Origin of the sequence: Ideonella lacteola, from assembly GCF_038066555.1 — a bacterium.
GTDB classification, from domain to species: Bacteria; Pseudomonadota; Gammaproteobacteria; order Burkholderiales; family Burkholderiaceae_C; genus Ideonella; species Ideonella lacteola.
Genome location: NZ_JBBUTG010000001.1, coordinates 442,442 through 469,154 on the forward strand (window position 1 = coordinate 442,442; position 26,713 = coordinate 469,154).

Annotated in this window: 22 protein-coding genes; 14 read left to right on the forward strand and 8 right to left on the reverse strand. The window is 69.3% G+C overall.

Going from position 1 to position 26,713, the window contains the following annotated elements; translation table 11 throughout:
• Position 1: 1 nt before the first annotated feature.
• Genes AACH06_RS01855 through AACH06_RS01865 form a run of 3 tightly spaced genes read left to right on the forward strand, consistent with a single transcriptional unit; the run spans position 2 to position 5,380 of the window.
• Positions 2–451 (forward strand): bpX5 domain-containing protein, encoded by a 450-nt coding sequence (locus tag AACH06_RS01855; RefSeq protein WP_341423889.1) that lies wholly within the window; start codon positions 2–4, stop codon positions 449–451.
• Positions 448–2,310 carry a hypothetical protein gene (locus tag AACH06_RS01860; protein ID WP_341423890.1) on the forward strand — a complete coding sequence of 621 codons (1,863 nt, stop codon included), beginning with the start codon at positions 448–450 and terminating at the stop codon, positions 2,308–2,310. The genes AACH06_RS01855 and AACH06_RS01860 overlap by 4 nt, the downstream gene beginning before the upstream one ends.
• Complete coding sequence (locus AACH06_RS01865; RefSeq protein WP_341423891.1) at positions 2,303–5,380, forward strand: bpX6 domain-containing protein; 3,078 nt, start codon at positions 2,303–2,305, stop codon at positions 5,378–5,380. The genes AACH06_RS01860 and AACH06_RS01865 overlap by 8 nt, the downstream gene beginning before the upstream one ends.
• 15 nt (positions 5,381–5,395) lie before the next feature.
• Here AACH06_RS01865 and AACH06_RS01870 read toward each other — a convergent pair whose 3' ends face one another.
• Genes AACH06_RS01870 through AACH06_RS01885 form a run of 4 tightly spaced genes read right to left on the reverse strand, consistent with a single transcriptional unit; the run spans position 5,396 to position 10,291 of the window.
• Positions 5,396–6,466 carry a bifunctional nicotinamide-nucleotide adenylyltransferase/Nudix hydroxylase gene (locus tag AACH06_RS01870; RefSeq protein ID WP_341423892.1) on the reverse strand — a complete coding sequence of 357 codons (1,071 nt, stop codon included), beginning with the start codon at positions 6,464–6,466 and terminating at the stop codon, positions 5,396–5,398.
• A 23-nt stretch (positions 6,467–6,489) separates the two neighbouring features.
• On the reverse strand, positions 6,490–8,187 hold the full coding sequence (locus AACH06_RS01875; RefSeq protein ID WP_341423893.1) for an NAD+ synthase: 1,698 nt from the start codon (positions 8,185–8,187) through the stop codon (positions 6,490–6,492).
• Entirely contained in the window at positions 8,187–9,386 is a 1,200-nt protein-coding gene (pncB, locus tag AACH06_RS01880; RefSeq protein WP_341423894.1) for a nicotinate phosphoribosyltransferase, read from the reverse strand. Before pncB ends, AACH06_RS01875 begins: the two co-directional genes overlap by 1 nt.
• Before the next feature lie 35 nt (positions 9,387–9,421).
• A complete protein-coding gene (locus AACH06_RS01885) occupies positions 9,422–10,291 on the reverse strand; it encodes a cysteine hydrolase family protein (protein WP_341423895.1) in 870 nt (289 codons plus the stop codon).
• A 169-nt stretch (positions 10,292–10,460) separates the two neighbouring features.
• Here AACH06_RS01885 and AACH06_RS01890 point away from each other — a divergent pair, with 169 nt between their 5' ends.
• Positions 10,461–11,138, forward strand: coding sequence for an NUDIX hydrolase (locus AACH06_RS01890; protein ID WP_341423896.1), 678 nt, complete (start codon positions 10,461–10,463; stop codon positions 11,136–11,138).
• Positions 11,131–12,033, forward strand: a complete 903-nt coding sequence (locus AACH06_RS01895) for an ADP-ribosylglycohydrolase family protein (RefSeq protein WP_341423897.1) — start codon at positions 11,131–11,133, stop codon at positions 12,031–12,033. Before AACH06_RS01890 ends, AACH06_RS01895 begins: the two co-directional genes overlap by 8 nt.
• Positions 12,034–12,050: 17 nt before the next feature.
• On the opposite strand, the gene AACH06_RS01900 is transcribed toward AACH06_RS01895, so the two are convergent.
• The 3 genes from AACH06_RS01900 to AACH06_RS01910 all read right to left on the reverse strand — a co-directional run bounded on the left by AACH06_RS01900 (position 12,051) and on the right by AACH06_RS01910 (position 14,717).
• The gene (locus AACH06_RS01900; RefSeq protein WP_341423898.1) at positions 12,051–13,103 is read right to left on the reverse strand and encodes an AAA family ATPase; all 1,053 of its coding nucleotides are present in this window, start codon (positions 13,101–13,103) and stop codon (positions 12,051–12,053) included.
• A complete protein-coding gene (pnuC, locus tag AACH06_RS01905; protein WP_341423899.1) occupies positions 13,100–13,753 on the reverse strand; it encodes a nicotinamide riboside transporter PnuC in 654 nt (217 codons plus the stop codon). The genes AACH06_RS01900 and pnuC overlap by 4 nt, the downstream gene beginning before the upstream one ends.
• A 145-nt stretch (positions 13,754–13,898) precedes the next feature.
• Positions 13,899–14,717 (reverse strand): alpha/beta fold hydrolase, encoded by an 819-nt coding sequence (locus AACH06_RS01910; protein WP_341423900.1) that lies wholly within the window; start codon positions 14,715–14,717, stop codon positions 13,899–13,901.
• Positions 14,718–14,816: 99 nt separating this feature from the next.
• Between AACH06_RS01910 and AACH06_RS01915 the strand changes: the two genes are divergently transcribed.
• The 5 genes from AACH06_RS01915 (at position 14,817) to AACH06_RS01935 (ending at position 18,590) form a co-directional block, all read left to right on the forward strand.
• The gene (locus AACH06_RS01915) at positions 14,817–15,452 is read left to right on the forward strand and encodes a winged helix-turn-helix transcriptional regulator (protein WP_341423901.1); all 636 of its coding nucleotides are present in this window, start codon (positions 14,817–14,819) and stop codon (positions 15,450–15,452) included.
• A 102-nt stretch (positions 15,453–15,554) separates the two neighbouring features.
• Complete coding sequence (locus tag AACH06_RS01920) at positions 15,555–16,037, forward strand: Spy/CpxP family protein refolding chaperone (RefSeq protein WP_341423902.1); 483 nt, start codon at positions 15,555–15,557, stop codon at positions 16,035–16,037.
• A gap of 2 nt (positions 16,038–16,039) precedes the next feature.
• Positions 16,040–16,417 (forward strand): hypothetical protein, encoded by a 378-nt coding sequence (locus AACH06_RS01925; protein ID WP_341423903.1) that lies wholly within the window; start codon positions 16,040–16,042, stop codon positions 16,415–16,417.
• Positions 16,418–16,450: 33 nt separating this feature from the next.
• Entirely contained in the window at positions 16,451–17,176 is a 726-nt protein-coding gene (locus tag AACH06_RS01930; protein WP_341423904.1) for a response regulator transcription factor, read from the forward strand.
• 7 nt (positions 17,177–17,183) lie between these two features.
• Entirely contained in the window at positions 17,184–18,590 is a 1,407-nt protein-coding gene (locus tag AACH06_RS01935; RefSeq protein ID WP_341423905.1) for a sensor histidine kinase, read from the forward strand.
• 32 nt (positions 18,591–18,622) lie between these two features.
• Here the strand turns inward: AACH06_RS01935 and AACH06_RS01940 are convergent, their stop codons facing one another.
• A complete protein-coding gene (locus tag AACH06_RS01940; RefSeq protein WP_341423906.1) occupies positions 18,623–20,713 on the reverse strand; it encodes a hybrid sensor histidine kinase/response regulator in 2,091 nt (696 codons plus the stop codon).
• Positions 20,714–20,801: 88 nt separating this feature from the next.
• Here AACH06_RS01940 and AACH06_RS01945 point away from each other — a divergent pair, with 88 nt between their 5' ends.
• The 4 genes from AACH06_RS01945 to AACH06_RS01960 all read left to right on the forward strand — a co-directional run bounded on the left by AACH06_RS01945 (position 20,802) and on the right by AACH06_RS01960 (position 26,713).
• Positions 20,802–22,628 carry a carboxyl transferase domain-containing protein gene (locus AACH06_RS01945; protein WP_423221972.1) on the forward strand — a complete coding sequence of 609 codons (1,827 nt, stop codon included), beginning with the start codon at positions 20,802–20,804 and terminating at the stop codon, positions 22,626–22,628.
• Positions 22,629–22,656: 28 nt separating this feature from the next.
• Entirely contained in the window at positions 22,657–23,397 is a 741-nt protein-coding gene (locus AACH06_RS01950; protein WP_341423907.1) for a 2OG-Fe dioxygenase family protein, read from the forward strand.
• Positions 23,398–23,472: 75 nt separating this feature from the next.
• On the forward strand, positions 23,473–24,999 hold the full coding sequence (locus AACH06_RS01955; RefSeq protein ID WP_341423908.1) for a S10 family peptidase: 1,527 nt from the start codon (positions 23,473–23,475) through the stop codon (positions 24,997–24,999).
• Between the two features lie 16 nt (positions 25,000–25,015).
• Positions 25,016–26,713, forward strand: coding sequence for a diguanylate cyclase domain-containing protein (locus AACH06_RS01960; protein WP_341423909.1), 1,698 nt, complete (start codon positions 25,016–25,018; stop codon positions 26,711–26,713).

The following is a 26,713-nucleotide window of genomic DNA, read 5'->3' on the forward strand; positions in this document are numbered from 1 at the left end:
CGTGACGGCGACGATCGGTTGGGCCTGGCAGCGCAGCGAGGCCCCGCCGGCCCCGCTGGCCGTGGTGGCGTGGCACGCAGCGGCCGATGGCCTGCTGCACCGGCTGATGGAGATGGACGATGCAGCGCTGGCACCGTTGCAGGCCACGGCTTGCGGCTCCGCGCTGGTCGTTGCCGCCGATCGGCCCGAGGCGCTGCCCTGGAGCCCGGGCGTGGCCTACGCGGCGCCTTGCGACGCCGACCCGGCGCTGTGGCTGCCCACGCTGTGGGTGCCCGACGTGCCACTCGACCTGCTGGCCCATGCGATGCACCAGCGGCATCGGCGCCGGCCTTTGCTGTTGTGGCCGGATCCGGCGGCCGTGGTGCCGCTCGATCGGATGCTGCCCGCTTCGGGCCCGATGCTGGCGCGCATCCAGGCGCATCGCTCAGGTGCGTCGGTGGAGGCCCCATGAGCTCCATGCCCTTGCCGGCCCCGCTGCAAGCGTGGGCGAGCTGGTTGAGCTGGTTCTCGCCGGAGCTGGTGGCGCAGATCGGGCCGCTGCTGATCCGCATGCATCCGATGCTCGGCCGCCTGTCGGGCCAGCGCCAAGGCCCCCCGCACGAGCCGGACGGCCTGGGCGATCTGCAACGTCGCGGCTCCTATGAGCGGCTGTTGCCCAGCGAGTGGTTGCTGGCCAGCGAGATCCCCGACGAGTTCCTGCGTCGCGCCGCCAGCGCCGAGCACCTCTTTCTCGCACCCCGGCCCCGGGCCCAGAGGGCCGACCCCTTGGTGCTGGCGCTCTTTGACACCGGCCCGTGGCAATTGGGTGCACCGCGCCTGGCCCAGATGGCCCTGTGGATACTGCTGGCGCGTCGTGCCCAGGAGGCGGGGGGGCAACTGCGCTGGGGATCGCTGCAGCGCCCGGGCGAGTGGCACGGTGCCGAGTCGGTCGACGATCTGCGCCGGTTTCTGACGGCCCGCTGCTTCGAGCCCGCTGCGGCCGATCAATGGCCACGGTGGACGCAATGGCTGGATCAACAGGCGGTGCGCGCCGGTGAGTGCTGGTGGGTGGGCCACCACCCGCAGGCCGGGGCAACGCCGGGTGGCCGGGCCCCGACGCACGCGGTGCAGATCCGCCGCGATCTGGTGGGCGAGGCGTTGGAGGTGCTCTGGCGCTCGGGTGCCTCGCTGCGGACGCAGCAACTGAGCTTGCCGCTGGCCCATGCCGGTGCGATGTTGCTGAAGGGCCGCTTCACCCACGAGATCGCCCATCCCGGGCCGCGGGCGGTCACGTCTGACAAGCTGTCGCTGCGCTTTGCGCCGATCATCGCGGAGCAGGGCTACCGTGTGGCGGTGCCGTTGCTGGACGAACGTGGCGTGATGGTTTTTCAGTTGACAGCGGCGGTCCACGCCGCGCGTCACACGCCCCGGCGCCAGAACTGGTCCAAGGGCCTGCATCCCCTGGCGGCGGCGTTTTCCGGCAAGGTCTTCGGTGCCGTCCTGAACGGGCCCGAGAGCCTTCAGTTCTGGCAGATCGCCGGCATGGGGCTGCGAGACAAGCCGCCTCGCGAGCAGTTTGAATCGCCTCCGGGCCGTGGAACCTTGCTGCCCATGCGCTGGGCGCGCGAGGGCCAGCAGGTGGGCGCCTATGTGATCGATGCGGCTGGGCGCCTGGTGTTGTGGTCCGACCAGGTTCCACAGGCGACGGCGCCGAGCCCGGCCCCACCGGAGGTGCTGGACACCGCCGTGCTGGCCATGGCCACCGTCGAGGGACTGCGCATCGTCTATGTCTGCCGTCATGCCGGCCGCGTCTGGCTTCGCTTCGCCGGCAGGCACCGCCGCGCCGCCTTCCAGAGCGTCGTGAACCTGGCGCCCGACCCGGGTGCGGATGACGCCAGGGCCTTCCTGGCGGCCGCAGGGCGCTGGGCCATTGCCAGTGGCGGCCTCGCTCTGCGCATGTCGGCCTCCGACGGCGCCGAGAGCTGGCGGATCTACGAATCGCCGACGACCTCGGAGGATGCGTGGTCGGCGGCGCTGGCGCGGGGCCAGCGGGCGGTGGGCCTGGTGAAGCGGCAGCGCACGTCGGGCTACGGGCTGGTCGTGCTGTCGCACCAGCGCCGGCAGCTCTGGATGCAATCGCCGTCGGAGCAGACCCTGTTGTGGGAATCGGTCGCCCCCATCGAGCGAGTGTCGGTCTGCCCCTGCAGTGGCGTGGTGGCCATGCTCACCAGCGAGCGCACGCTGCATGTGTGGTCTTCTCAGGTGGAAGGCATGGTGCTGACCGTGCAGGCCACCGGCGAGGTGCAGCGGGCGGGGGATGCCCATGGCTGACCACGACTTTTCGCTGACGGAATCCTCGCTGAGCGCCACCTCGCTGAGCGCCACCTCAGTTCGGCATCCTTTGTGGCAAGGCACCGTGCCGGTGGCCGCCATCTGGTTTCCTGCCGGGTGGTACCCCGAGGCCGAGCGGGCACGGCGGGTGTTGCAGCAATGGCGCGCAGGGGCGAGTCTCACGCGCTTTGCCGAAGGTGATCTGCTGCGGTTTCCCGAACCGATCGCGATGTCGTGCGATGAGCTGGGGGGCTGGCCGCTGTGCCGGCAGGGGCGAGGGCTCAGCTCCGCGCCGTTGTCGGCGGCTGAGTTGGCGGCGGCACCGACGGCGGACTTCTGGCTGGTCGAAGGCGGCCAGGCGCGGGGATGGAGCCTCAGCCAGGGCAACCCGATCAACCCGTCTCGCTGGCTGGCGGTGGAGGCCTACGCCTTGCTCGACACCTACGACTGCAGCGCGGTGGTGGCGCCCGTGGTTGAGCTGGTGCCGGCCGACGCGCGCGAACTGCGCGATGTGCTGAACGGCAAGATCGCGCCGCCCAGCGATGAACAGCGCGACTTCCTCAAAGCCATGTCAGAGCGTGCGGCGCGGGCCGCCCCCTCGGCCGAGGCGGCCCGGCGGTTGCAGCGGCCCCGTGCGCAGGAGCCCGCCCCGCCGGACGGGCGCAACCGGGTTCGCGATCTGCTGCGGCTGGCCCGCGCCGTCTTTCTGTTGGGCCTGGTGCTCTACATCATCGGCCGTGGATTGAGCGGGGTGGAGGTGGGCCATGCGTGGCTGGTGCTGCTGATGGCCTTGTGCGTGGTGCTGGTCATCCTGGCATCGGTGCTGGCCGTGGCCCGCTGGTTGCGGCGCGGCTGGACATGGCTTCTCGGTTGGCCTGCGCGGGCAGTCGCGGCCGCTGCTCGCGGGGCGGGTGGATCGGCGCCAGCAGGTGCTGCCGCCGGCACTGATGCTCGCGGCGATGCCGGCAGTGGCGCCGGCAGTGGCGCCGCATCGCGGCCGGGGAAGGGGCCCGCGGGCGCGTCTGATGGCGGTGCCGGTGACCTACCGAGCCGGCGTCCCCCCAGCCCGCCACAGCGCTGGCGCGATTGGCTGGCGCGCTGGGCGGTGACGACCCAGCTCGCCCGATTCATGGGGCGACGGCAGGCGGCCTATCTGCGCAAGACCATGGAGCTGTTCGAGTCGGGTCGCCTTGAAGAGGCCCTGCGACACGCGATCCCGCTGGGGGGCGATGGTGACAGCCTGGGCCAGGCCTTTGGTGCGCCCACGCCGCGGCAAGACCTGTCGCTGTCGCGCGGCCGCACGGCGGGGCCTTCCATCGACCCTGGCCTGGACGCGACCAACTACCTGCGGCGCCTGTACCGCCAGAGCTTCGAGCGGCTGGACCGTGAGGGGCGCATCGACGAGGCGGTGTTCGTGTTGGCCGAGCTGCTGGAATCGCGCACCGAGGCCCTGGACTACCTTGAAAAGCATCAGCGGTTCGCCCAGGCTGCCGAGCTCTCTTTGGCCTGGGATTCGCCGCCCGCCGTGATTGTGCGGCTGCACGCGCTGGCAGGTGACTGGCGAAAGGCGCTGGCCGTGGCGCGGCGCGATCGCGCCTTTGCCGACGCGGTGGTGCTGCTGGAGAAGCGCTGGCCTGATGCGGCCGCGCGCCTGCGCGAGGAATGGGCTCGCCACCTGGCGGCCCAGGGCGACTGGCTGCAGGCGGTGGAGGTGATCTGGCCGATCCCCGCGCTGCACACGCAGGCGGCGGATTGGCTGTTGAGCGCCGAAGCGGCCGGCGGCGGGTTGGGGGCTGCGGCGCTCGTCAAGCGGGCCGTGCTGTGGCCCGACACGCTGAAGCACGACGCCGAGCGGCTGCAGGCGCTGCGCGACGATCCCGAGCTTCACGTCGAGCGCCACGCCATGGCGCAGAGCCTGCTGGCGATGAAGACCTGGCCCGAGGCGGCGGCTCGGTTGGCGCGGCTCATCAACCCGGGGCTGTTGGCCGACCATGCGGCGGGCCAGCTCACGCTCTCCCGCTCGGACCTGGAGCGCATGCTGTCGCGGGCGGGCGATGCATGTTTCGATGCCGATGCGCCGCTGGCCCAGTTGGTGTCGCCGCAGATCAAGCCGCTCGCGTCGCGTGGCGAGCTCCTGGCAGGGCAGCCGCCGGAGGCCGGCGCGCTGGGCATTCACGATGCGGCGTTGCTCGATGATGGCTGCTGCCTGGTGGCACTCGGCGAGTCCGGTGCCGCGGTGGTCGACCGACGAGGCCGGTGGGTCGCCCGATTCGCGGTGCCGGCCTATCGCATCGTCATCGCCGACAGCCGGCGCGTGGCGCTGGTGATGGCACCACGCGATCGACTCTGGCGCGTGACGCGGCTGGAGCTGACGAGCCGCCGCGCCATCGATCTCGGCGTGGCCGATCTCGGCCATGTGGCGACCGAATTCGATGGGGTGGCGTGGACGGTGTTGGCGGGCACCCGGTTGCGGGTGCTGGATACCCAGCACTCCTTGCAAGAAGTGCTGTGGCAGGTGAGTGACCTTCCCGGCACGGCGTTGGGCCTCACCGTGCAATCCGATCTGGAGCAGGTCGCCCTCGTGAACGGAGATGGCGCCGTCGAGTTGTGGTCGTACCAGTTGCCGCGTCGTCGCCTGCTCTCACGTGGCGACGTGATGGGCCCGATGCCGGCGGACGAGTGCCTGCGCATCTTGAACCCCGCCGGTGGCGTGATCGATCTGTGGTGCGAGGCCGACGAGGCCGGCCAGGCCGTGCTGCGGCATCGCAAGAACGGGGCCCTGGCGGCCAGCCTGTCGCTGGTGGGCATACCGTTGTCCGAGGTGCGCCGGCTGCACGCCCGTGCCGCGTCTGGCTGGCTGGTGGTGGGCATCGAGGCGGGTTCGTTGGTGCACTGGAAGCTGATCGCGATGGTCACGCGCGATCAGCATGCCGAGGTGTCGTGGCCCGCCGCGAGCCGGCCGCGCTGCCGGGTGCAGGCGGGCCATGTGATGCTGTTCGACGACCACGGGCGCTTCTGGGCGGTGGATACCCAGCGTCCCTTGCCGATCGGGTGGTCGCTGCGGCCTTGAGCGGCCGCGGGTTCGTCAGGCGGTGAGCCCGAGGAAATGGTCGAGGATGTGGAAGTGGTCGTCCATGAACTGGTCCTCCAGCGCGGCGAGCTGGGAGACCGGCACCCATTGCACGCTGGCCGCATCGTCGCCGGCGCGCACTTCGGGCAGATCGCGCTCGCCCAGGTCGAAGAAGTGGGCGTGGGTGATGGTGCGGCCGCGTTGGCTGCGGTCCGGATGGTCGAAGGCCATCACGGCGCGCAGCGACTGCCGCATGGTCTCGGGCAGCAGGTTCAGGCTGGTCTCTTCGTGCAGCTCGCGCAGGGCCGACTGGTAGGCCGTCTCGCGCTGTTCGATGAAACCACCCGGCATGGCGAACAGGCCCTTGCCGGGCGCCTGCCCACGCCGCACCAGCAGCACGTGGCCTGCACAGCGCAGCAACGCATCGACGGTGACGAACACCGGTGGGTACGGCGCCGTGGCCCAGGCCGCCCGATAGCCTTTGAGCATCTCCCACTCTTGGCGCAGGTTGTCGAACGCCGGCAGCGCGCACCAGCCTTGCAGAAAGGCCTTCACGGCCGGCGAGACCTGGTTCACCAGCGCGGCCAGCGTGCCGGGCATGTCGGCACGGGTCGATCCGAAATAGGCATCGCGCAGTGATGTGGCATCGGCCGGGTGCAGGCGCTCGACGCTCACCATGCGCCAGCCGGGGAAGTTGCGCAGGTAGTTGCTGGTCGCGTCCTTGAAGTGGCCCACCAGCGCGATGTCGCCGGCGCCGGGGGTGGCGGGGCAGAGGCCTTCGACGCCCTCGCGCACGGCGATGGTCCAGCGCGCTTCGTCGTACCAGTCGCGCAGGGGCAGGAACTGCACGCGGTGCTGGTCGGCCTCGGGCAGGCTCAGGCGAATCATCTCGGCCCGCTCTTGCCAGGTGAACGGGTTCTTCGGTGAGCGGGCCTGAAACGCCGAGCCCAGCACCACCACACAGCGTGGCGCTTTCTCCAGGGCACGGTGCAGCAGGGCCAGGTGGCCGGCATGGAAGGGCTGGAAACGACCGATGCAGACGGCGGCGCGCAGGGCGGGGGCGACAGCGGGAGGGGGTGTTCGCATGGAGGCGTGGGGTGGGGCGGTGTTCAGTACTTGGCGGCGATGGGCATCTGGCGGCCCGTACCAAAGGCACGTGCCCGCACGCGGATGATGGGGGGCGCCTGGCGGCGTTTGTACTCGTTGCGCGCGATCATCTGGCGGATGCGCTCGACGAGAGCACGGCCCTCGTCGGCCGCCTTCAGACGCACGACGAACGCGCTGGCCTCGGCGTGCTCGGCGGCGGACAAGCGGTCGCCTTCGATCAGCATCTTCAGGATCTCGTCGAGCACCGGGTACGGCGGCAGGCTGTCGGTGTCGCGCTGCCCGGGGGCCAGCTCGGCCGACGGCTCCTTGTCGATGATGGCGTTCGGGATCAGCTCGCGCCCCGCGGCCTCGTTCACATGGCGCGACAGCGCGAAGACTTCCGTCTTGTAGACATCGCCCAGCAGGCCCAGGCCGCCGTTGGTGTCGCCATACAACGTGCAGTAGCCCACCGAGATCTCCGATTTGTTCCCGGTGGTCAGCAGCAGGTGTCCGAAGGCGTTCGAGTACTCCATCAGGATCGTGCCGCGGATACGGGCCTGCAGGTTCTCCAGCGGCAGGCCGGCCAGCGGGCGGCTGAAACTCTTCTCGAACTGGGTGCCATAGCCTGCGACCAGATCGGCAATCGGGTGGGTGGTCAGCTCGATGCCGAGGTTGCGGCAGAGGCTGACCGAGTCGTCGACCGAGCCGGCGGACGAGAACCGCGACGGCATGGTCACCGCCATCACGTTGTGGGGCCCCAGGGCTTCGGCGGCGAGCGCCAGCGTGAGCGCGCTGTCGATGCCGCCGGACGAGCCCACCACCGCCTGCTTGAAACCGCAACGGCGGGCATAGTCTTTCAAGCCCAGCACGATCTGCTGCCGGTAGAAGGCCATCGTCGACAGACCCTCACGCTTGACCGAGGCCGGGCTGTCGCCTTCGCGGGTCAGGAAGCGGCCTTGCTCGAAACGCAGGGTGCGCACGTCTTCCACGAAGCGATCGGCCTCGAAGACCACGCCACCGGCCGGCTCGACCGCGAACGAGGCGCCGTCATACACCAGCTGGTCGTGCCCGCCGATCTGGTTCACGTAGAGGATGGGCAGGCCGTGGCGGCGGCTGGCGTCGCCAAACACCTGATGACGCTGCTCGCGCTTGCCGATGTTGGACGGGCTGGCGTTGATGGAGACCACCAGGTCCGGCGCGGCATCGCGCATGCGCTCGAACGGGTTGACGCCGTAGTCGGCGCCTTCGTCGTTCCAGCCGTCTTCGCAGATCATCAGCCCGACCTGGGTGTCGCCGATGCGCAGCACCTTGGCCACATCGGGGCCAGGTTCGAAGTGCCGGCGCTCGTCGAAGATGTTGTAGGTGGGCAGCAACTGCTTGGCATAGCGCAGCACCACCTGGCCCGCATGCAGCACCAGCAAGGCGTTGTGCAGCAGCTTGCCGGGGCCCTCGCGGCGCTGCGGCGCGCCGATCACCCAATGCAGTTGGGGCAACTGGCGCGAGGCGCGGCACAACTCGGCCAGGCCGTCGTCGATGCGCTGCAGGAAATCCGGCTCATCGAGCAGGTCGAAAGGGTAGTAGCCGGTCAGCGACAGCTCGGAGAAGACGACGAGCGACGAGCCTTCGTCGCGGGCGCGGTGCGCCGCCGAAATCATCTTCTGCACGTTGCCGGCAATGTCGCCGACGGTGTAGTTCAGTTGGGCCAGGGTGAAGGTCAGCATCACGCGGCCTTTTCGGTGGGAACGTTGAACACTTGCCGCAGGTAGGCCAGGAAGGTCTGGTCGTCGCACAGCGTCTTGCCAGGGCTGTCGGAGAGCTTGGCCACCGGCTGGCCGTTGCAACGGGTGAGCTTCATCACGATGTTCAGCGGTGTCAGGCCCAGGTCGTTGCTCAGGTTGGTGCCGATGCCGAAGCCCAGCTGGGTTCGGTCGGCGAAGTGGCGATACAGCGCCATTGCGCGGGGCAGGTCCAGCCCATCGGAGAACACCAGGCGCTTGGTGTGGGCGTCGATGCGAAGCTTGGCGTAGTGGGCCAGGGCCTTCTCACCCCAGGTGAATGGATCGCCGGAATCGTGGCGCAGGCCATCGAACAGCTTGGCGAAGTACAGGTCGAAATCCGAGAGGAAGGCGTCCATGCCCACGACGTCCGTGAGTGCCACGCCGAGGTCGCCTCGGTACTCTTGCACCCAGTCTTCGAGGGCGGCCTTCTGGTGGTCGCGCAGGCGCACGCCGAGCGCCTGGTAGGTCTGCAGGTATTCGTGCGCCATCGTGCCGATGGGCACCAGCTGAAGGTCGCGCGCCAGCAGCACATTCGATGTGCCCTTGAAGTACTGGGGCACCCGTTGCTTGAAGGTGCTCACCACCTCGCGCTGCCAAGCGCCAGAGAATCGGCGGCGCAGGCCGAAGTCGAAGAACTCGAAGGGGTGGCGGCGCGGCGCCTCGGCGGCGGAGCCCTCCAGCAGGGCCAGCTTCGCTTCGAGGCGGCGTTGGCCCTCGGCGAGGGTCTCAGGGACAGTCAGCCGGCGGAAGTACAGCTCATTGACCAGGGCCAACACGTAAATCTCGAAGCCCATCACATGCACCTGGGGGCCGCGCGCCACGATGCTGAGCCGCTCGCCCTCGGCGCGCGCTTCGATGAAGGCGCGTTGGAACCTGAAGATGCGCAGGAAATCGACGAAGTCAGGCTTGATGAAGCGCAGGCTGCCCAGGTAGGCGAGATCGCCTTCACTGAAGCTGAGCTGGCAGAGATGGTCCAGCTCGCGGTTCACATCGGCCAGCAGGTCGGCCAGCGGGTAGGCCGGCTGGTTGCGGCACACGAAGGTGTACTCGGCCTGCGTTTGTGGATGCCGGTGCAGCATCGTCTGCCACATCGTGAACTTGTAGAGATCGGTATCGAGCAGGCTCTGGATGACGGGGGCCATGGTGGGATGCTTCTCGTGGGCCGTTTGGAGGGTGTTCAGGCAGCGACCGGTGTGCGCAGCCATTGGAGCGCTTCGTCGCAGCGGGCCAGGCGCACGCCGCGGGCGCGCATGTCGGCGAAGAAGGCCTCGTGCTGCGCCTCGAAACCGCCCACCGGGCTCATCGCATCGGTGAGCAGGACCACCTTGTCCATCCGCCCGCTGCGCAGGTGGGTCACGATGTGCTCGGTGGTGGCCTTCACGCAGTGGCTGCTGGCTTCGCCGCCAATCAACAGCAGGTCGGCTTGGTCAAGCTGATCGATCAGCGCCTGGTTGAGCTGGGTGTGGGGGTCGTCGGCGTCTGGCACTTCGGCTTGCATGGCGCTGTAGTGTTCGGTCCACGGATTCTCACCCTTGGTCACCGTCTGTACCACGGCCAGGCGTTGCTCTTCCCAACTGGCGAGCGCAGCCTTCAGGTCGGCGTGAACGTTGTGGCCCCAGGTGCCGATCTCGCAATGCACCGGCCAGACCATCAGCGTGTAGCGGCCGAGGCGGTCGAGCTCATCGAGGTAGGCCATCGCGCGGGGCAGGGCGGTGGCATCGCGCGGGCGGTAGGCGCCGGCGCGGACCTGCGCGGCGGTGATCGTGGTGAATGGGCTGACGGTCGTGCCATCGGCTTGACACCAGAAGCCGGGGTGGGCGATGTCGATGCGGTGGTGAGAGTCGAGTGTGATGCTGATGGCGTCCAGCGCATCGCGAGCGGCGTTGACGAAGTGGGCCAGGCGCAGCATGTCGGCGTGGGCGCCGACGACCGGCAGGGCGGGTGCCATGCGGGCTTGCGTCAGCGGGTCGATCGGGCGGTGGCTGTCGGGCAGATCGCAGAAGTCGTTCTGGGGATCGATGATCAGCAACTGGGTGCGGCGGCTCATGGTGAACTCCTTGTATCGCAGTGAGGTCAGTATACGCTAGTTAGTACACGGACGCAACTAACATGAATGGGTCCGGTCAGTGGCTTCCTAATACGGGGAAGATCGGGTCGATCTCCGTCAAGGCATCTGTTTGTATCTATACTGACCGAAGTCGAACTGGACGGTTGCCATGGTCGAACCCACCCCCATCATCTGCACGGTAGACGTGACCCTGCTCACCTTGCAGGACGACATGCTGCACGTGCTGCTGCTCAAGCGCGATCGCGAGCCCTTTGCCGGCGCGCTGGCACTGCCGGGCGGCTATGTGCATGCCGAGGCCGATCAGAGTGCCGAGGATGCGGCCGCGCGGGTGCTGAAAGAAAAGGCAGGCATTGTCAGCCCCTACCTCGAACAACTGGCGACCTTCTCCGGCCCAGGGCGTGATCCGCGGGGCTGGAGCTTGTCGGTCGCCTACTGCGCGCTGCTGCCGGCTGAGTTGCTCGCCGTCGATGGGGCCGAACGGCAGTTGCGGCCGGTGGCCAGACTGCCGGCACTGCCGTTCGACCACGCGCGCATCGTCGATGCGGCCGTGCAGCGGGTGCGCAGCAAGAGCCAGTACTCGTCGTTGCCGGTGTACCTGTGCGGCGAAGCCTTCACCCTGCCACGGCTGCAGGCGGTGTACGAGGCGGTGCTGGGCGAGCCGGTCAACAAAGTGAGTTTTCGGCGCAAGATGGATGAGCTGGGCATGCTCGAAGCCATTCCCGGCGCCCAGACATCGGGGGGCGCCCACCGCCCCGCCCAGCTCTATCGGCTGCGGCGCGAGTTCCGCCACGCGTTGTCCATGCTGGATCGGGGGATCAATGTCTGACAGCCTCTTGCTGGACGACCGTTACGCAGGCTGCTTGTTGGGGCTGGCCTGCGGCGATGCGGTCGGAACCACGGTGGAATTCAGCCCGCGCGGCACGTTCGCACCCCTCACCGACATGGTGGGCGGCGGCCCCTTCGGCCTGCCGCCGGGTTACTGGACCGACGACACCTCGATGGCCTTGTGCCTGGCCGAGAGCTTGATCAGCCAGGCCGGCTTCGACGCGGCGGACCAGATGGGCCGCTACCTCAACTGGTGGACGCGGGGCTACCAGAGCTCGACCGGCGTCTGCTTCGACATTGGCACGACGGTGCAGTCCGCGCTGAACCGCTATCGGGAGGATGGCCAGCCGTACGCCGGGTCGACGCACCCGGCATCGGCGGGCAATGGATCGCTGATGCGGCTGGCGCCGGTGGTGCTCTTCTTTCACCCGGGCTTGGCCGATCAGCTTCGCTACGCCGAGGAGAGCTCGCGCACCACCCACGCCGCGCCCGAGGCGGTGGCCTGTTGCCGGCTGCTGGCCACATGGCTGTCGAGGGCGGTGGAGGGCCGGTCGAAGGACGAGGTGCTGGCCGCCGTCGACGGCCCTTGGCCGACCACCGCGGTGGCCCTGATCGCCTCGGGCGCGTGGACGTCCAAGTCTGTTTCTGACATCACGGGCTCGGGCTACGCGGTCGAATCGCTGGAGGCCGCGGCCTGGTGCTTCGCCCAGACAGATTCTTTCGCGGCCGCCGTGCTGGCGGCGGCGAATCTGGGCAACGATGCGGACACCACCGCCGCCATCACCGGGCAACTGGCGGGGGCGTTCTACGGCCGTGGTGGCATTCCGGCTGCCTGGCTGAAAACGCTTCATCGTGCGGACGACATCGAGAGGACCGCGCTCGCACTGCGGCGTTAGGGCACAGCCCTCAGCCCTCAGCCGTTCAGGGCCCGCAACACCTGGGCGACGCGTTCTTCGACGCTGCCGGTGACGACGAGGTGCCGCACGCCCTGACGCTGCAGGGCGTCGATCGTGCGTGTCTGCTGCAGGGCGCGGAAGGCCTCGTCGCGGCGGGTGCCGTCTTGTACGAAGCCGAAGTCGCCATCGCACAGCACCACGAGGTCGTAAGGCCGGCGAGCCAGGTCGTGCAGGTCGTCGGGCGCGTGGCCATGGTCGATCAGGCAGTACTGCAGCGTGGTCAGCGGCGAGGTGTCGCAGACCAGCCAGCCTTTGGCCAGCGGCGCAGCGGCGATCTCCCGGGCGACCTGCTCTCGCGCCACGTGCAGCAGTTGCTCCGGCGTCATCGTCACGCCGCCCAGTTCCACCCAGCGTTCGCGGCCGTACTCAGGCACCCAGACGGTGTCGAGGGCCTGGGCCAGCGCCTGGGCCAGGGTCGTCTTGCCGGAAGACTCACCGCCCAGCAGGCACAAGCGCGGAACGAGATCGGCCCACACCTCGGGGGCCACCTGCTCGCGCCAGGCGCCTGGGGCCGCGCGCACGGCCGTGCCGCTCACCGGTCGGCGCTGTCGGCCGGGGTCGACGCTGACATGGGTCACCACCGGGTGAGCCGGCTGCCGGGACTGGAACTGCCGGGTCAAAGACGCGGCGAACCCGTCCCCGTAGGATTCGCTGGTGAACACCGCATCCACGGTGGTTTGCAGCAGATCCCACAGCAGGCTGCCCACGAAGTGCCGGTGCACTTCGTCTGCGGCTTGGTTGTCGGGGAGCTGCCGCGGCGGCAGGCCGCGCTCGCTGCACAGGCGTGCCAGCCGCGCGTCGTCGAGCACTAAGCGTTGTACTTGTGGGCAGCGCAGGGCCAACCATCGCTCACGCATCGCGGCGGCGCAGCGCGGCAGCTCTGGCAGGCTGTAGCTCAGTACCAGCACCTCGTCGCAGGCCTGGCGCGCCGTCTCGATCACCCCCTCGTGGCCGAGGTGCAGTGGCGAAAACTTGCCGACCACCAGGCCACGGCGAAAGCGCGTGCTCATGCCGTCGCGGCGGCCGGCAGCGCGTCGTCAGCCTGGGCCAGCTTCCACCAGTGCCGCCACGACACCAGCGCATTGACCAGATAGACCGCGTACAGGGCGCTGGTGAGGTAGAGATCGCGGCTGTAGTACAGCGGTACCGCGATGATGTTCACCAGCACCCAGAAAGGCCAAGACTCCACCCGCCGTTGCATCAGCAGCCACTGCCCCACCACGCTGAAACTGAGCACCGCCGAGTCGGGGTAGGGGGCATAGGCATCGGTGAAGTGATACAGCAAGCCACCGTACGACACGGCGGCGACGGCGCCCACCACGGCGGCGGTGGTCACCACGCGAGACGAGGCGCGGGTCACCGGCGCCGGAGCGGCGTCGACATGGCCACGCCATCGCCACCAACCCACCACGCTGCTCAGGATGAAGAACGCCTGCAAGGTGACGTCGGCATAGAGCTTGGCTTGCACGAACAACCAGGCGAACAGCGCGCAGCCGACGATGCCCGTCCACCAGGTGTGGATGTTGTTGCGGCCCGCCAGCAAGATCGACAAGGTGGCCATCACATTGGCCGCCAGTTCGAGCGGCGCGACCCCGCCCACGACGGACCCCATCGAGATCAGCGTCGCCACCACACTGGTGGCGAGTTCCTGCGGCGTCATCCCGTACCTCCCGATGGTGCTTGTGCAGTTGGCGCGGGAGTCTACGGCCTGGCCGTGACAAGGACGACGGGGGTTGCGTCAGCGGTTGAGAGTTTGTCGGCCGTGCCTTGCCGACGAAAGAATCACACGCGCCCAGTGGGCTCGTTCATGCCGCCTCGCCGGTCGCCCATGCCAGATGTCGCAGGATGGACGGTGCCACCGACGTGAACGCGGTGGCCGGGGCCATGTGGCCTTGGCCCGCCAGCACCTCCAGCCGGGCGCCAGGGTTGGCGCGGGCCAGCGATTCGGCCATCGCGCGGGCGGCAGCGGTGGTGTGTTCGCCCACGACGATCGTCAGGGGCAGCCCGACACGGTGGTCTTCGAACCGCGCGGTGTCGGCCGCCTGGTTGCGCACCTCCATGTACATCTTCCAGCCCACGGCGCGGGTCTTGGCCTTGAGGCCCTCGGGCATGGCGGCCCAGGCGCCGGGGCCGTTCCAGTGCTCGATGAAGCCCTGCAGCCAGGCATCGTTGCCGCCTTCTTCCGCGTCGATCGTCTGGTAGGCGGGGTGGCTGTACAAGCGCTCGATCTCGGCCGCGACGTCGGCGTTCGGCTGGCTCGGCTGCAGGCGGAGCGCACCGTACATCACCGGCTCATAGAGCCACAACGATGTCACCGGTGCTCGGCCCGAGAGGGCCAGCTTCAGCGCCACCAGGGCACCGTACGAGTGGGCGCCGAGGTGCAGTTCGTCCACGCCGGTGGGCAACTGCTGCAGCACGGCTTCGACGTCGTCTTGCAACGAGGCGGCGTGGCCGCGGGGCAGCAGCGGGCCCGGTGGATAGCCGATGTGGACGGGCGTGTGCAGCACCCAGCTCTCGGGCAGGTGCTCGGCGAAGGGCCGCCACATGAACGGCCCCATGCCGGTGGAGTGCAGGAAGACGGCGTGCGGACCACCGCCAGCGGCCGGTGAACGATTTGCTTGCATCATGCAAGTAAGAATAGCTTCGACACTTGCAGCTTGCAAGTGCGCTCCTAGAATCAACGCTCCAACCCCCTGCCCATGCGCCGAACCTCTTTCGCGTCGATGAGTTGCCCGGTTGCCCGCTCGCTTGAGCAGATTGGCGACTGGTGGACCTTGCTCGTCATCCGCGAGGCCTTCTACGGCACCCGACGATTCAAAGACTTCGAGGCCCACCTGGGCATTGCGCCGAACATCCTGAGCGGGCGGCTGGCCAAGCTCGTCGAGCACGGCATCTTGAACATCACCGAGAGCACGCCGGCGGGCAAGGCGCTGGCGTACCGGCTGAGCGAGAAGGGCCGCGACCTGTTCCCCATCATCGTGGCGCTGGCCCAGTGGGGGGGCAAGCATGCGCCGGCACCCAAGGGGCCGCCGATCCGCATCGTCGAGCGTGCCACCGAGCAGGAGATCGCTCCGCTGGCGCTCCTGTCGGCCGATGGCCGGATGCTCTCCCCGCGCGAGGTGACGGTGGTCGAGGGGCCCGGCGCCAGCCGCGCTGACCGCCAGCGGTTGCAGCTGGCTCGGGCCCAGCGGGTGGCCGCGCAGGCGGTGGCGGCGCCGCAGGCACGCCCCGACGCGGCAGCTGATGGCCCGGCGCCAGCGAGGGTTCGCGGACGGCGGACGCCGCCGGCCGGCCAGCCAGACGACGCAGTCGTGGCCGCCACGCCGGCACGCCGGCGGACGGCGCGCGCCCCGCGCTGACAAAAAACGAAACACGCCGATACCGCGACGAAAGGACGCGGCGGCATGGCCTGGGCACGATGGCGACACCTGACCAACCCCGATGTCACCAAGGAGCCGACCATGCGAACCTGGATCAAGAACACCCTGATTGCCGCTTTGGGCGCCAGCGTGGCGCTGGGCGGCATGGCCGTCGCCAGCACCGTGCGAGACGGCTGCGGCTGGCATGGCCACGGCTCGATGAGCGAGGCCGACATGGCCAAGTTCCGCGAGCGCATCATCGACCGCGCCAGCAGCGAGCTGTCGCTCGACGCCACCCAGCGCCAGCACCTCGTCGCCCTGGCCGACACGTTGCAAGCCCAGCGTCAAAGCTTCATGCCGGCCGGCAGCCATCCGCGCGAACAGCTGCAGTCGCTGATCGCGGGCGAACGCTTCGATGCCGCCCGTGCCCAGAGCCTGGTCAGTGAAAAGACCGAAGCGGTGCGCAACGCCAGCCCGGCAGTGATCGCGGCCGCGGCCACCTTCTACGACAGCCTGCGCCCGGAGCAGCAGCAGAAGGTGCGCGACTTCATGGCGCGTGGCCGCCACCACGGCTGGCGGGGCTGACCATGTGGCCGCACCGCCCGATCGGCCGCATGCTGATCACGCTGGCCATCGCATTGCTCGGCGGACTGGCGCTGCTGCTGGATGCGGCGGCGCCCCCGGGCGACGGCCACCTCGTCGCCTGGCATGCCGTGAGCATGCTGACGCTGGCGGGCCTGGCCGCCTGGGCGCTGTGGTCGCCCCAACTGCCGCGCTCGACGGGCCAGTTGCTCGCCGGCGTGCTGGGCGGTCTGCTGGCAGGCGGAGCGGCCCTGGCCGCCCAACGCTTGCCGGCCAACGGGGCATCATCGTCGATGGCGTCCGTGATGACTGCCGTGCTGCTGATGGCCGCGACGTTGTTCGCGATCGGCACCCGTTGGGCGCGCCGGGAGATTCGCTGGTGACGGGGCGTTCTCCTGGCGTGCGACGATAGCGACATGCCTCGAATCCTGCTGATCGATGACGACGAGCACCTCGCGCCGCCGTTGACCACCTATCTGAAGCGTTTCGACTTCGAGCTGGCCTGGGCGCCGCGCCCGAGCGTGGGGCTGGCCCGGCTGCGCGAAGAGGCGTTCGACGCCGCCATCCTCGATGTGATGCTGCCCGAGATGGACGGGTTCGAGCTGTTGCGAACCATCCGCCAGGGGGGCGAGGCCATGGCAGAGCTGCCGATCGTCATGCTCACCGCGCGCGGTGAACTGCCGGACAAGGTGGTGGGCCTGGAGCTCGGGGCGGACGACTACCTGCCCAAGCCGTTTGAGCCGCGCGAGCTGGCGGCGCGGCTGCACACCGTGTTGCGGCGTCACCGTGTGACGGCCGCGTCGACGCCCACCCACGTGTCGCCGCCCGACCAACTCTGCTTCGAAGAGATCTCGATCGACCTGGCGCGGCGTGAAGTGCGTCGGCAGGGCTGCGTGGTCGACCTCACCGGCACGGAGTTCGAGTTGCTCGCCCTGCTGGCGGGCGAGCCGCGCAAGGTCTTCAGTCGCGACGAGATCCTCAATCGCCTGCGCGGGCACGACGCCGAGCTGGCCACCCGGGCGGTGGACATCCTCGTCTCGCGTCTGCGCCGCAAGCTCGAACCGCTGGATTGCATCAAGACCTTGCGCAACGCTGGCTACGCCTTTGCGGGCGCGCCGAGCACGGGCAGCGCCGCGCGTTGAGGCCCGCATGAGAAGCCATCGCAGATCGGGCGACGCCCCCGGCACCTTGGCGGCTGCGCCGTTGGGCCTGGCCGGCGCATCGCCGCGCCGGCGCGGTGCCACCCGCTGGTGCGACACCGAGCCCGACCCCCGCTGGCACCGCCGCTGGCAGCGCCGGATGCGCCATTCGTTGGGGCTGCGGCTGATCATCCTGTTCCTCGCGCTGGCGCTGGCGATCAGCATGACCTTCCTGTTCGGCATGCAGCGCGCGCTGGGCATGGGCTGGCGGGATGTGATCAAGCCCTTGGTGGCCGACTATGTCGATCGGCTCGCCGGCGATCTCGGCAGCCCACCCGACATCCAGCGGGCCCAGGCGTTGACCGCGCGGCTGCCCCTGTCCATCGAGATCGACGGCCCGGTGGTGCACTGGCGCTCGCCCACCGCTCGGCCGGCCTTGCTGGAAGAACACCCGCACGAGTTGTTGATCCGCACCACCGCAGATGGCCATCGGATTCGCTTCGGGCTCGATACCCAGGCCTGGATGCAGCGCCCGCGGATGATCGGCTGGATGACGCTGACCGTGCTGCTGATGCTCACGGCGTTGGCGTGGAAGCTGGCCCACCACCTGTTCGGCCCGCTCAAGGAAATCGGCGCCGGGGTCGAGCGCTTCGGGCGCGGTGATTTCAGCCAGCCGATCCAGTTGCGTCGGCACGATGAGTTGGGCGAACTGGCCGAGCAGGTGAACACGATGGCCGCTGATCTCTCGAGCATGCTCGATGCCAAGCGCGCCTTGCTGCTGGCCATCAGCCACGAGCTGCGATCACCGTTGACGCGGGCCCGCCTGAATGCCGAGCTGGTACCCGAAGGGCCTGAGCGCGACGCCTTGCTGCGTGACCTGGCCGAGATGCGGGACCTGATCACCAGCCTGCTCGAAAGCGAGCGACTGGCCCAGCCGCATGCCGCGCTGCAGCGCGAGCCCACCGACCTGGCGGTGTTGGTGGCGGGTCTCCAGGCGGGCCCGTTCATCGGCAAGGCGCTGGCGGTCGACCTACCGCCCGATTTGCCCTCGGCCGATGTCGACCGTACGCGCCTCGGTCTGCTGCTGCGCAACCTGATCGACAACGCCTTGCGCCACGCTACTGACGCCTCGGCGCCGCCCGAGCTGCAGGCGCGCTTCGCCGATGGTGTGCTGACCCTGTCGGTGCGCGACCACGGCCCCGGCGTACCGGCGGATGTGCTGGCACGCCTGGCCGAGCCGTTCTACCGCGCCGATGCCGCCCGCCAGCGGGCCACCGGCGGCGTGGGGCTGGGCCTCTACCTGTGCCGCTTGATCGCGCAGGCGCATGGCGGCAGCCTGCAGTTCGAGTCGGCGCAGCCCGGCCTGAAGGTGGTGCTTCGCATGCCGTGGGGCTCGGCCCGTGCGCCGAAGGCGTGATCGCGCCGGGGCCCGTTCACCTGTCGGCTGTGTCAGGCGCCGGGTGGCGGCGCGGTTTGGAACAGGGCGTCCATGGCCTGGTTGAACACGGCGAAGTCCAGTGGCTTGGTCCAGTAGTCGGCAAAGCCGCTTTGCAGGGCGTGGCGAATGTCCTCGGGCATCGCATTGGCCGACAGCGCGATGCAGGGGATGCGCAGCGTGCGCCGGTCCTTGCGCAGACGGGCCATGACCTCCAGGCCGTGCATGTCGGGCAACTGCATGTCCAGCAGCACGAGCGAGGGCACCAGCTCGGCGGCCAGTTGCAGGCCGGTCGTGCCATCCGGCGCACTGTGGAAGACCAGCCCGGGTCGGCGCTCGGCCAGCTCTTGCACGATCATCACGTTGACCGGGTTGTCTTCGATGTAGAGCAGGCTGCGCGTGGTGCCCGGCTCCACGGGTCGCGGTGCCCAACGGCCGGGAGGCGGTGGCGGCGTGTCGGCAATGCGGGCGACATCGCGGTTCGAGCGTGGCCCGCCCGGCGTGGCACCGGCGCTTGACTCGGCAGGCTCTGTGGGCCCTCCAGGTGCGGCAGGTCGGGGCGCTCTGATGACGCTGCGGCTGTCGCTGGCGGGCTCGTCGGCGCGCCACAGCCACAGCTCGAACTCGCTGCCTTCGCCCGGTGTGCTGCGGGCGGTGACCTCGCCGCCCATGCGCTCCATCAAGGTCTTCACCACGGCCAGGCCGATGCCCACGCCCGGCACTCCCGGTTCGTGGTCAGACGCCCGGTGGAAAGGCTCGAACGCGCGTTCCAGCACCTCTGGCGCCATGCCATGGCCGCCGTCCCGCACCGTGATGCAGACGCGATCGCTGCCGGCTTCTCGGGCGCTGAGATCGACCCAGCCGCTACGGCGGTTGTACTTGACCGCGTTGGTCAACAGGTTCAGCAGCACCTGCTTCAGCCACAGTGCGTCGGCACGGGCGGCCAGACCCGGCGCACAGGGCTCTCGCCGCAGCATCACGCCCCGCTCGGCGGCCGCCCTTTCCACCAGCGGCAGGCTGTCGGCGATCACGTCTTCGAGCAGCACCTGTCCCAGCGGATGGCCGGGAGCGTCGGCCCCACCGGGGCGAGCCAGTTCGAGCACGTCATTGATCAGCGCCAGCAGGTGGCGACCGGCAGACTGGATGTGTTCGAGCCTGGCTTGCCGGGCGGCGGGCTTCAAGCCATCGCCGTCGGCCAGCATCAGTTCGGTGAAGCCGAGGATGGCGTTCAGCGGCGTGCGCAGCTCGTGGCTCATGCGCGCCAGCAGCTCCGACTTGGCCGCGCTTTCGCGCTCGGCCACGGCCTTGGCCTGGCGCTGGGCTTCGGCTTCACGGCTGGCGGTGATGTCCCAGTTCACCCCGATGCGCCGGACGATGTGGCCCTGTTCGTCGAACACCGGCACCGAACGCGAGGCCAGCCAGCGCACGCCGCCGCCGGGCAGCATGACGCGAAATTCGTACTGACTCGGCGCGCGGCTGACGACGGCGCGATCGATCTGCTGGCTCACATACTCCCGATCGTCCGGGTGCAGCAGTTGCGTCATCTCCGCGATGGTGGGCGGCCGAGGCCCGGGCGTGAGGCCGCGCAGCAAGAACATCTGCTCGTCCCAGCGGCTGGGCCCGCCCGGCAGATCCCACTCCCAGGTGCCGATGCCGGCAGTGCGTGCGATCAAGGCGATGCGCTGGTTGGCGTCGCGCAGTTGTTGTTCGGCCTGCAGGTGGGCCGTCACGTCGATGGCCATGCCGACGAACGACACCAATTGCCCTTCTGCATTGCGGATGGCCATGCGGCGCGTGAGCACCTGCCGCCATTGACCATCTTCGTGCCGGAAGCGGGCGAGTGCCTCCACCTGCCGCCCCTGCTGCCGCGCCTGGTGGGCCGCCTCGACCATCAAGGGCCGGTCGTCGGGGTGCACCGAGGCCATCATGTCGTCGACGGGCCAGCCATCTTCCCGTGGCGGCAGCCCCAACAGCCGGAAACCGGCTGCGTTGGCGTGGACCGTCTGGGTGGCAATGTCCAGCCGCCACATCGAGACATGGGACATCTCCAGCGCCATCTGCAGCTGGGCGAGATCGAAGCTGTGATCCTGAGGCGTGGAGATCATGAGTGATGGCCGCCCCCAGCGGCGCTTCCATTCGAGTTTAGGGCCGGATGCCCGCTTGCAGTGCGTGGCTTGCCCCCAGAATGACCCCATGAAAACCTTCATGCTCAGCTCGCCCGTGCAGGGTGTCGTGATCGCGATCGAGGCGCAGGTGGGGGAGACGGTGGCCGCCGGCAGCCCCGTGGTGGTGCTGGAGTCGATGAAGATGGAAGTGCCGGTCGAAGCGCCTTCGACGGGCCGATTGCGCCGCTTGCAGGTCGCCGTCGGCGATGCCGTGGCCGAGGGGGAGGTGCTGGGCATGATCGATGCGATCGATGCGGCCGAGGCACCCTCGTCGTCACCGCCCGCGGCTGCCCGCGTGGCCGATGCGGGGCCCCACCCCGAGTTGCTGGCACTGTTTGAGCGGCGGCACCTGCTGACCGATGGTGCCCGCCCGGAGGCCACCGACCGCCGGCATGCCACCGGTGGCCGCACCGTGCGCGAAAACCTGGCCGATCTGCTGGATGCGGGCAGCTTCAACGAATACGGCGCCATGGCGGTGGCGGCGCAGCGCAGCCGGCGCCCGCTGGAAGATCTGATCGCCCAGACCCCCGCCGATGGCCTGGTGACCGGCATCGGCACGGTGAACGCCGAGCATGTGGGCGCCGAGCGCGCGCGCTGCGCCGTGATGGCCTACGACTATTCGGTGCTGGCCGGCACGCAGGGTGTGTTCAACCACATGAAGGCGGATCGCCTGCTGGAGGTGGCGGGTCGGCTGAAGCTGCCGGTGGTGCTGTTCGCCGAAGGCGGCGGCGGCCGCCCCGGCGATGTGGATTGGCCGATCGTCGCGGGCCTGGACTGCACCACGTTCTCGCGTTGGGCGGCACTGGCGGGGGTGGTGCCTCGGGTGGGCATCGTGGCCGGTCGCTGCTTTGCGGGCAATGCGGCATTGCTGGGGTGTTCGGACGTGATCATCGCCACCGAATCAGCCTCCATCGGCATGGGAGGGCCGGCCATGATCGAAGGGGGCGGTCTGGGCAAGGTGGCGCCGGAAGACGTGGGCCCGGTGAGCGTGCTGTCGCCCCGCGGCGTGGTCGATCTGCGGGTGCCCGACGAGGCGGCCGCGGTGGCGGCCGCGCGCCAGTACCTTGGCTACTTTCAGGGCGCGGGCCCGGCCGGTGCCGTGGCCGACCAGACGCCGCTGCGGCACGCGCTGCCCGACAACCGCCAGGCGCTGTACGACCCGCGCGCCATCATCCGCACCGTGGCCGATGCCGACTCGGTGATGGAGCTGCGAGCCGAGTTCGGGCCGGGCGTGATCACCGCCTTGTTGCGCATCGAGGGCCGTCCGGTGGCACTCGCCGCGAGCCACCCGCGCCACTTGGCCGGCGCTCTCGATGCCGCCGCCTGCGACAAGCTCGCGCGCTTCATGCAGTTGGCCGACGCTTTCGGGCTGCCGCTGATCACCTTCGTCGACACGCCCGGTTTCATGGTCGGCCCGGCCTCCGAGGCGACGGCGATGGTGCGGCATGCGGCGCGCCTGTTCGTGCATGCAGCGGCGCTGCGCGTACCGGTGTTCAGCGTGGTGCTTCGCCGTGGATACGGTCTGGGCGCGATGGCGCTCACGGCCGGCCACTTCCACGCGCCGGTGGCCACCGCGGCCTGGCCCCAGGCCGAGTTCGGGGCGATGGGCATCGAGGGCGCCGTTCGCCTGGGCTTCAAGAAAGAGCTGGAAGCCGCCGGTGAGGGGCGACCAGCCTTGTTCGACCGGCTGGTCGCCGAGCACATGGACCGCGGCCGCGCCATCAACATGGCCAGCCATCTGGAGATCGACGACGTGATCGACCCTGCCGACACGCGTGCCTGGCTCGCGCGTGGCCTGCGGGCGGCGGCAGGCACCCCGTTGGCACCGCGCCGTGGCCTGTTGGACACGTGGTAGCGCCAAGCCTTGTCACAATCCACGCACCATGCTCCTGTCTCCCCCCATCTGCCCGCCGGGCGAACAAGACGCGGCCCTGGCCGAACTCGGGTTTTCCGTGCTGGCCGCCGACGGCGTTGCCGAATTGCTCGATGCGCCGGTGGCTGCGCTGCAGCGTTGGTTGCCGTTCTGGGATGACCTGCCTCCCGATGCCTACCTGAAGGACGGCGGGCGCTACCGCCGGCGACGCCACGGCTGCTTCATCGTCAATGGCGAATCGGTGACGCCGCAGCCGCATCGGCCGCACTGGCAGCCGGTGGAGTACAACGCGCTGCACGGGGGGCTGGAGCGGCACTTCGAGCCCCTGCCCGAGGCCCTGGTGAGCGACCCCTTGTGGGCGCGCTGGCTGGTCTTGGGCGCGCAACGGGCCTCGGCGCTCAAGGGCGCGCAGCCCTGGTATGTCGAGGCACACCTGTTCCGCATCGACACGACCGACGGCATCGGCCGGCCGACGCCGGAAGGCGCCCACCGAGACGGCGTCGACCTGGTGGAAGTGACGCTGGTGTCTCGCCATCAGATCAAAGGGGGCGAGACACGCGTCTTCGCCGCCGATGGGCGAGAAGGCCTGCGTTTCACCTTGAGCGAACCCTTCTCGACGCTGTGGCTGGACGATGCGCGGGTGATCCACGAGTCCACGCCCATCCAGCCTCTGCTGCCTGGCGGCAGCGGGCACCGTGACACGCTGGTGCTCACCTACCGTGCCGGCGGCTTCCAGGGGCCGGTCGGCTGAGCCGGCGTCACGCACGACGGGGCCAGAGGCCGCCAGACACACCGACGACAGGGCAATTCGCAAGAGGGATGCTTGATGAGTGAGAACAACACCACCGTGACCACGGCGGCAGAGAAGGAAGAGGCCAACAAGCGGCAGCGCGCCGCGGTCGACCAGGCGCTGCGGGAGCCGCTCTCGCAAAGCCGCGGCAGTTTGCGGCTGGGCGATCGCCAGCTCGATTACCGTGTCGATGCGGGCTTCATGCCCGTTCGCTCGGAGGTCGTCGGCGAAACGCATGGCGAGCCGGACGCGGCCATCTTCATGACGGCCTATCAGCTTGAGGGCGAAGGCGCGGGCCAGCGGCCGATTTGCTTTGCCTTCAACGGGGGGCCGGGTGCGGCGTCGATCTTCCTGCATCTGGGTGCGCTGGGCCCGAAGCGAGTGCGTGTGCAGGACGACGGCAGCATGCCGGCGCCGCCGTACCGTGTGGAAGACAACCCGTTGTCGTGGTTCGAGCATTTCGACCTGGTGTTCATCGACCCGCCGCACACCGGCTTCTCGCTCACCGCGAGCGAAGAAGCCCGCAAGCGTGCCTTCAGCGTCGACGGCGACGTGGCCATGCTGTGCTCGGCCGTGCGCGCCTGGTTGGGGCGCCATCGCCGCTGGGGCTCGCCCGTCTACCTGTGCGGCGAGAGCTACGGCACCACCCGCGCGTGTGCGATGGCCGAGCTGCTGTGCGACCAGGGCGTGGCCCTGGCCGGGGTGATCCTCGTGTCGTGCGCGATGGACATCCAGGCGCTCGAATTTTCTCCGCGCAACGATCTGCCGTATGCGCTCTTCCTGCCGGCTTTCGCAGGTACGGCGCAGTACCACGGCTGTCTGAAGGGGGCGCTGGCCGAGTCACCCGAAGCGGCCCGCCAGGCAGCGCTTGATTTCGTCCACAGCGACTACCTCAGCGCCTTGCACCGCGGTGGCGCGCTGAGCGACAAAGAGCGGGCGCGCATCGCCCGCCGCGTGGGCGAATTGATCGGCCTGCCGGCGGCCGTGGTCGAGCACATGAACCTGCGCGTGTCCGACATGCGCTACTTCCAAGAGCTGCTGCGCGAACGCGGCCAGGTGCTCGGCCGGCTGGATGCCCGCGTGGCTGGGCCCATGGGGCCAGACCGCAAGCGGGAGTGGGAGTTCGACCCCTCGATCGATGCCCTCGTCGCGCCCTACACGATGGCTGCGCTGGACTACTTCCGTGGCACGCTGGGCATCGGTGAGGCCAGCGGAGCGATCGAGCGCGTGTACATGCCGATGTCCGAGCAGGCGCACAAGGCCTGGAACTGGAACCGCCGAGAGGCGCAAGGCAACAGCTTTGCCTGCACCAGCGTGGATCTGGCACGTGTCATGCGACGCTTGCCGCACATGGCGGTGTTCGTGGCGAGCGGCTACTACGATCTGGGAACGCCTTACAGCGCCACCGACTGGACGCTGGACCAGTTGGAGATCGGCACCGAGGTTCGCCGCCGCATCACCCACCGCTACTACGGCGCGGGGCACATGATGTACACCCGCGAGGCCGACATCCTTCAGCTCAAGAGCGACCTGGCCGCCTGGCTGAACCCTGCATCGCGCTGAAGACGGGGCCGGGCGCATGCACCCGTTACGTGGGCTCAGCCTTCGCCAACTGCTGACCCTGCCGTACCTGGCGCTGGTGCTGGGCCTCGCCATCGTGCTGGGGCTGCTGTCGTATCGCACTGGCCGCGACGCGGTGGACGAGCTGTCCGAGCGGCTCATGGTCGAGACCGTGGGCCGCATCGGCCGCGCCGTGCATCAGCACCTGGAGGGCTCCAGCCGCGTGCTGGACATCGCCTTCCCGGCCGGCGAGACCGCACCCGGCGACGTCGCCGCCGAAGGCCTGCGAGAGCGGCTCTGGCTGGCCACGGCCGTGCACCGTGCGCTGAACAACTACGCCTACTATGGCGACGAGCGAGGGCGGTTCATCGGCCTGTGGCGCGATTCGGCCGAATCAGCCGAACTCAGGCTGCGACCGACGGGTGATGGCGCCCGGACGCTCTACCGCCTCGATGGACCGCATGCCCCTTTGGGTGAGGGGCGCGCAGAAACCAAGGTCTTCGAGCCGCGTGAGCGGCCGTGGTACCGCGCGGCCAAGGCGCGCGGCGGCGACACCTGGTCGCCGATCTACATCGATTTCCGCACGCAAGAGCTGGTGACCACGCGAGCGCGCACCGTCCATGATCGTGACGGCAAGATGCTCGGTGTGGTGGCCACCGACGTTTCGCTGCGCCAGCTGAGCCAGTTCGTTCAATCCTTGCAGCCGAGCGCGAATGGCGTGGCCTTCGTCGTCGAACCCAGTGGTGACCTCATCGCCACCTCGCGCGGCGCCCATCTGCAGCAAGACACCGAAGGCCGGGCACAGCGGCTGAACGCCGCTTCGGCCGACGATGCGCTGCTGGCCACCAGCTACGGCCGCGTGAAGACGCTGAGCCTGGAGGCCGGCCATGAAGGAGAAACCCGTTCGACCCGCATCGACGGGCCCGATGGGGCTTCGGTGCAACTGGCCTACGCCCGGTTGCGTGACGACGCCGGCCTCGACTGGATCGTTGCCGTGGCGGTACCGCGCAGCGATTTCCTGCACCGCATCACGTCGAATCTTTACCAGAGCGTGGGACTGGCCCTGCTGGCGGCGCTGGCGGTGATCGGGGTCGGCTGGCTCAGCCTGGGCGTGGTCTCGCGCGACCTGCGTGCCATCGCGATCGCCGCCCGGCAGATTGGCGAAGGCCACTTCGACACGCCGTTGCACATCGAACGCCACGATGAGATCGGCGATCTGGCGCAGAGCTTCGCGACCATGCGTCAAAAGCTCACCACCGATCGCCTCACCGGCTTGGCCAATCGCGAGGCCACGATGCGCCGCATCAGCGACCACATCGAGCAGCATCGGCGCGATGCCGAGGCCATTTCGTTCGCGCTGCTCTTCCTCGACGTCGATGGCTTCAAGGCGGTCAATGACCGCTACGGCCACGGCGCGGGCGACCAGGTTCTGCGTGAACTGGCCCACCGCATGCGGCAGGCGGTCCGCGAAGACGACCAAGTGGCCCGATGGGCTGGAGACGAGTTCGTGATCGTCCTCCACGGCGTCGGGCACATCGAGCTGGCCCGCCGCATCGCCGATCAGCTCGAATCACGCCTGAGCGAGCCCATCGACGCCGCCCGCGACGCCCAGGTCGGCGTCTCGATCGGCGTGGCGCTCTACCCGCGCGACGGCGACGACGTGCCGTCTTTGATCCAGCAGGCCGATGCGGACATGTATCGGCGCAAGCGCGGGTGA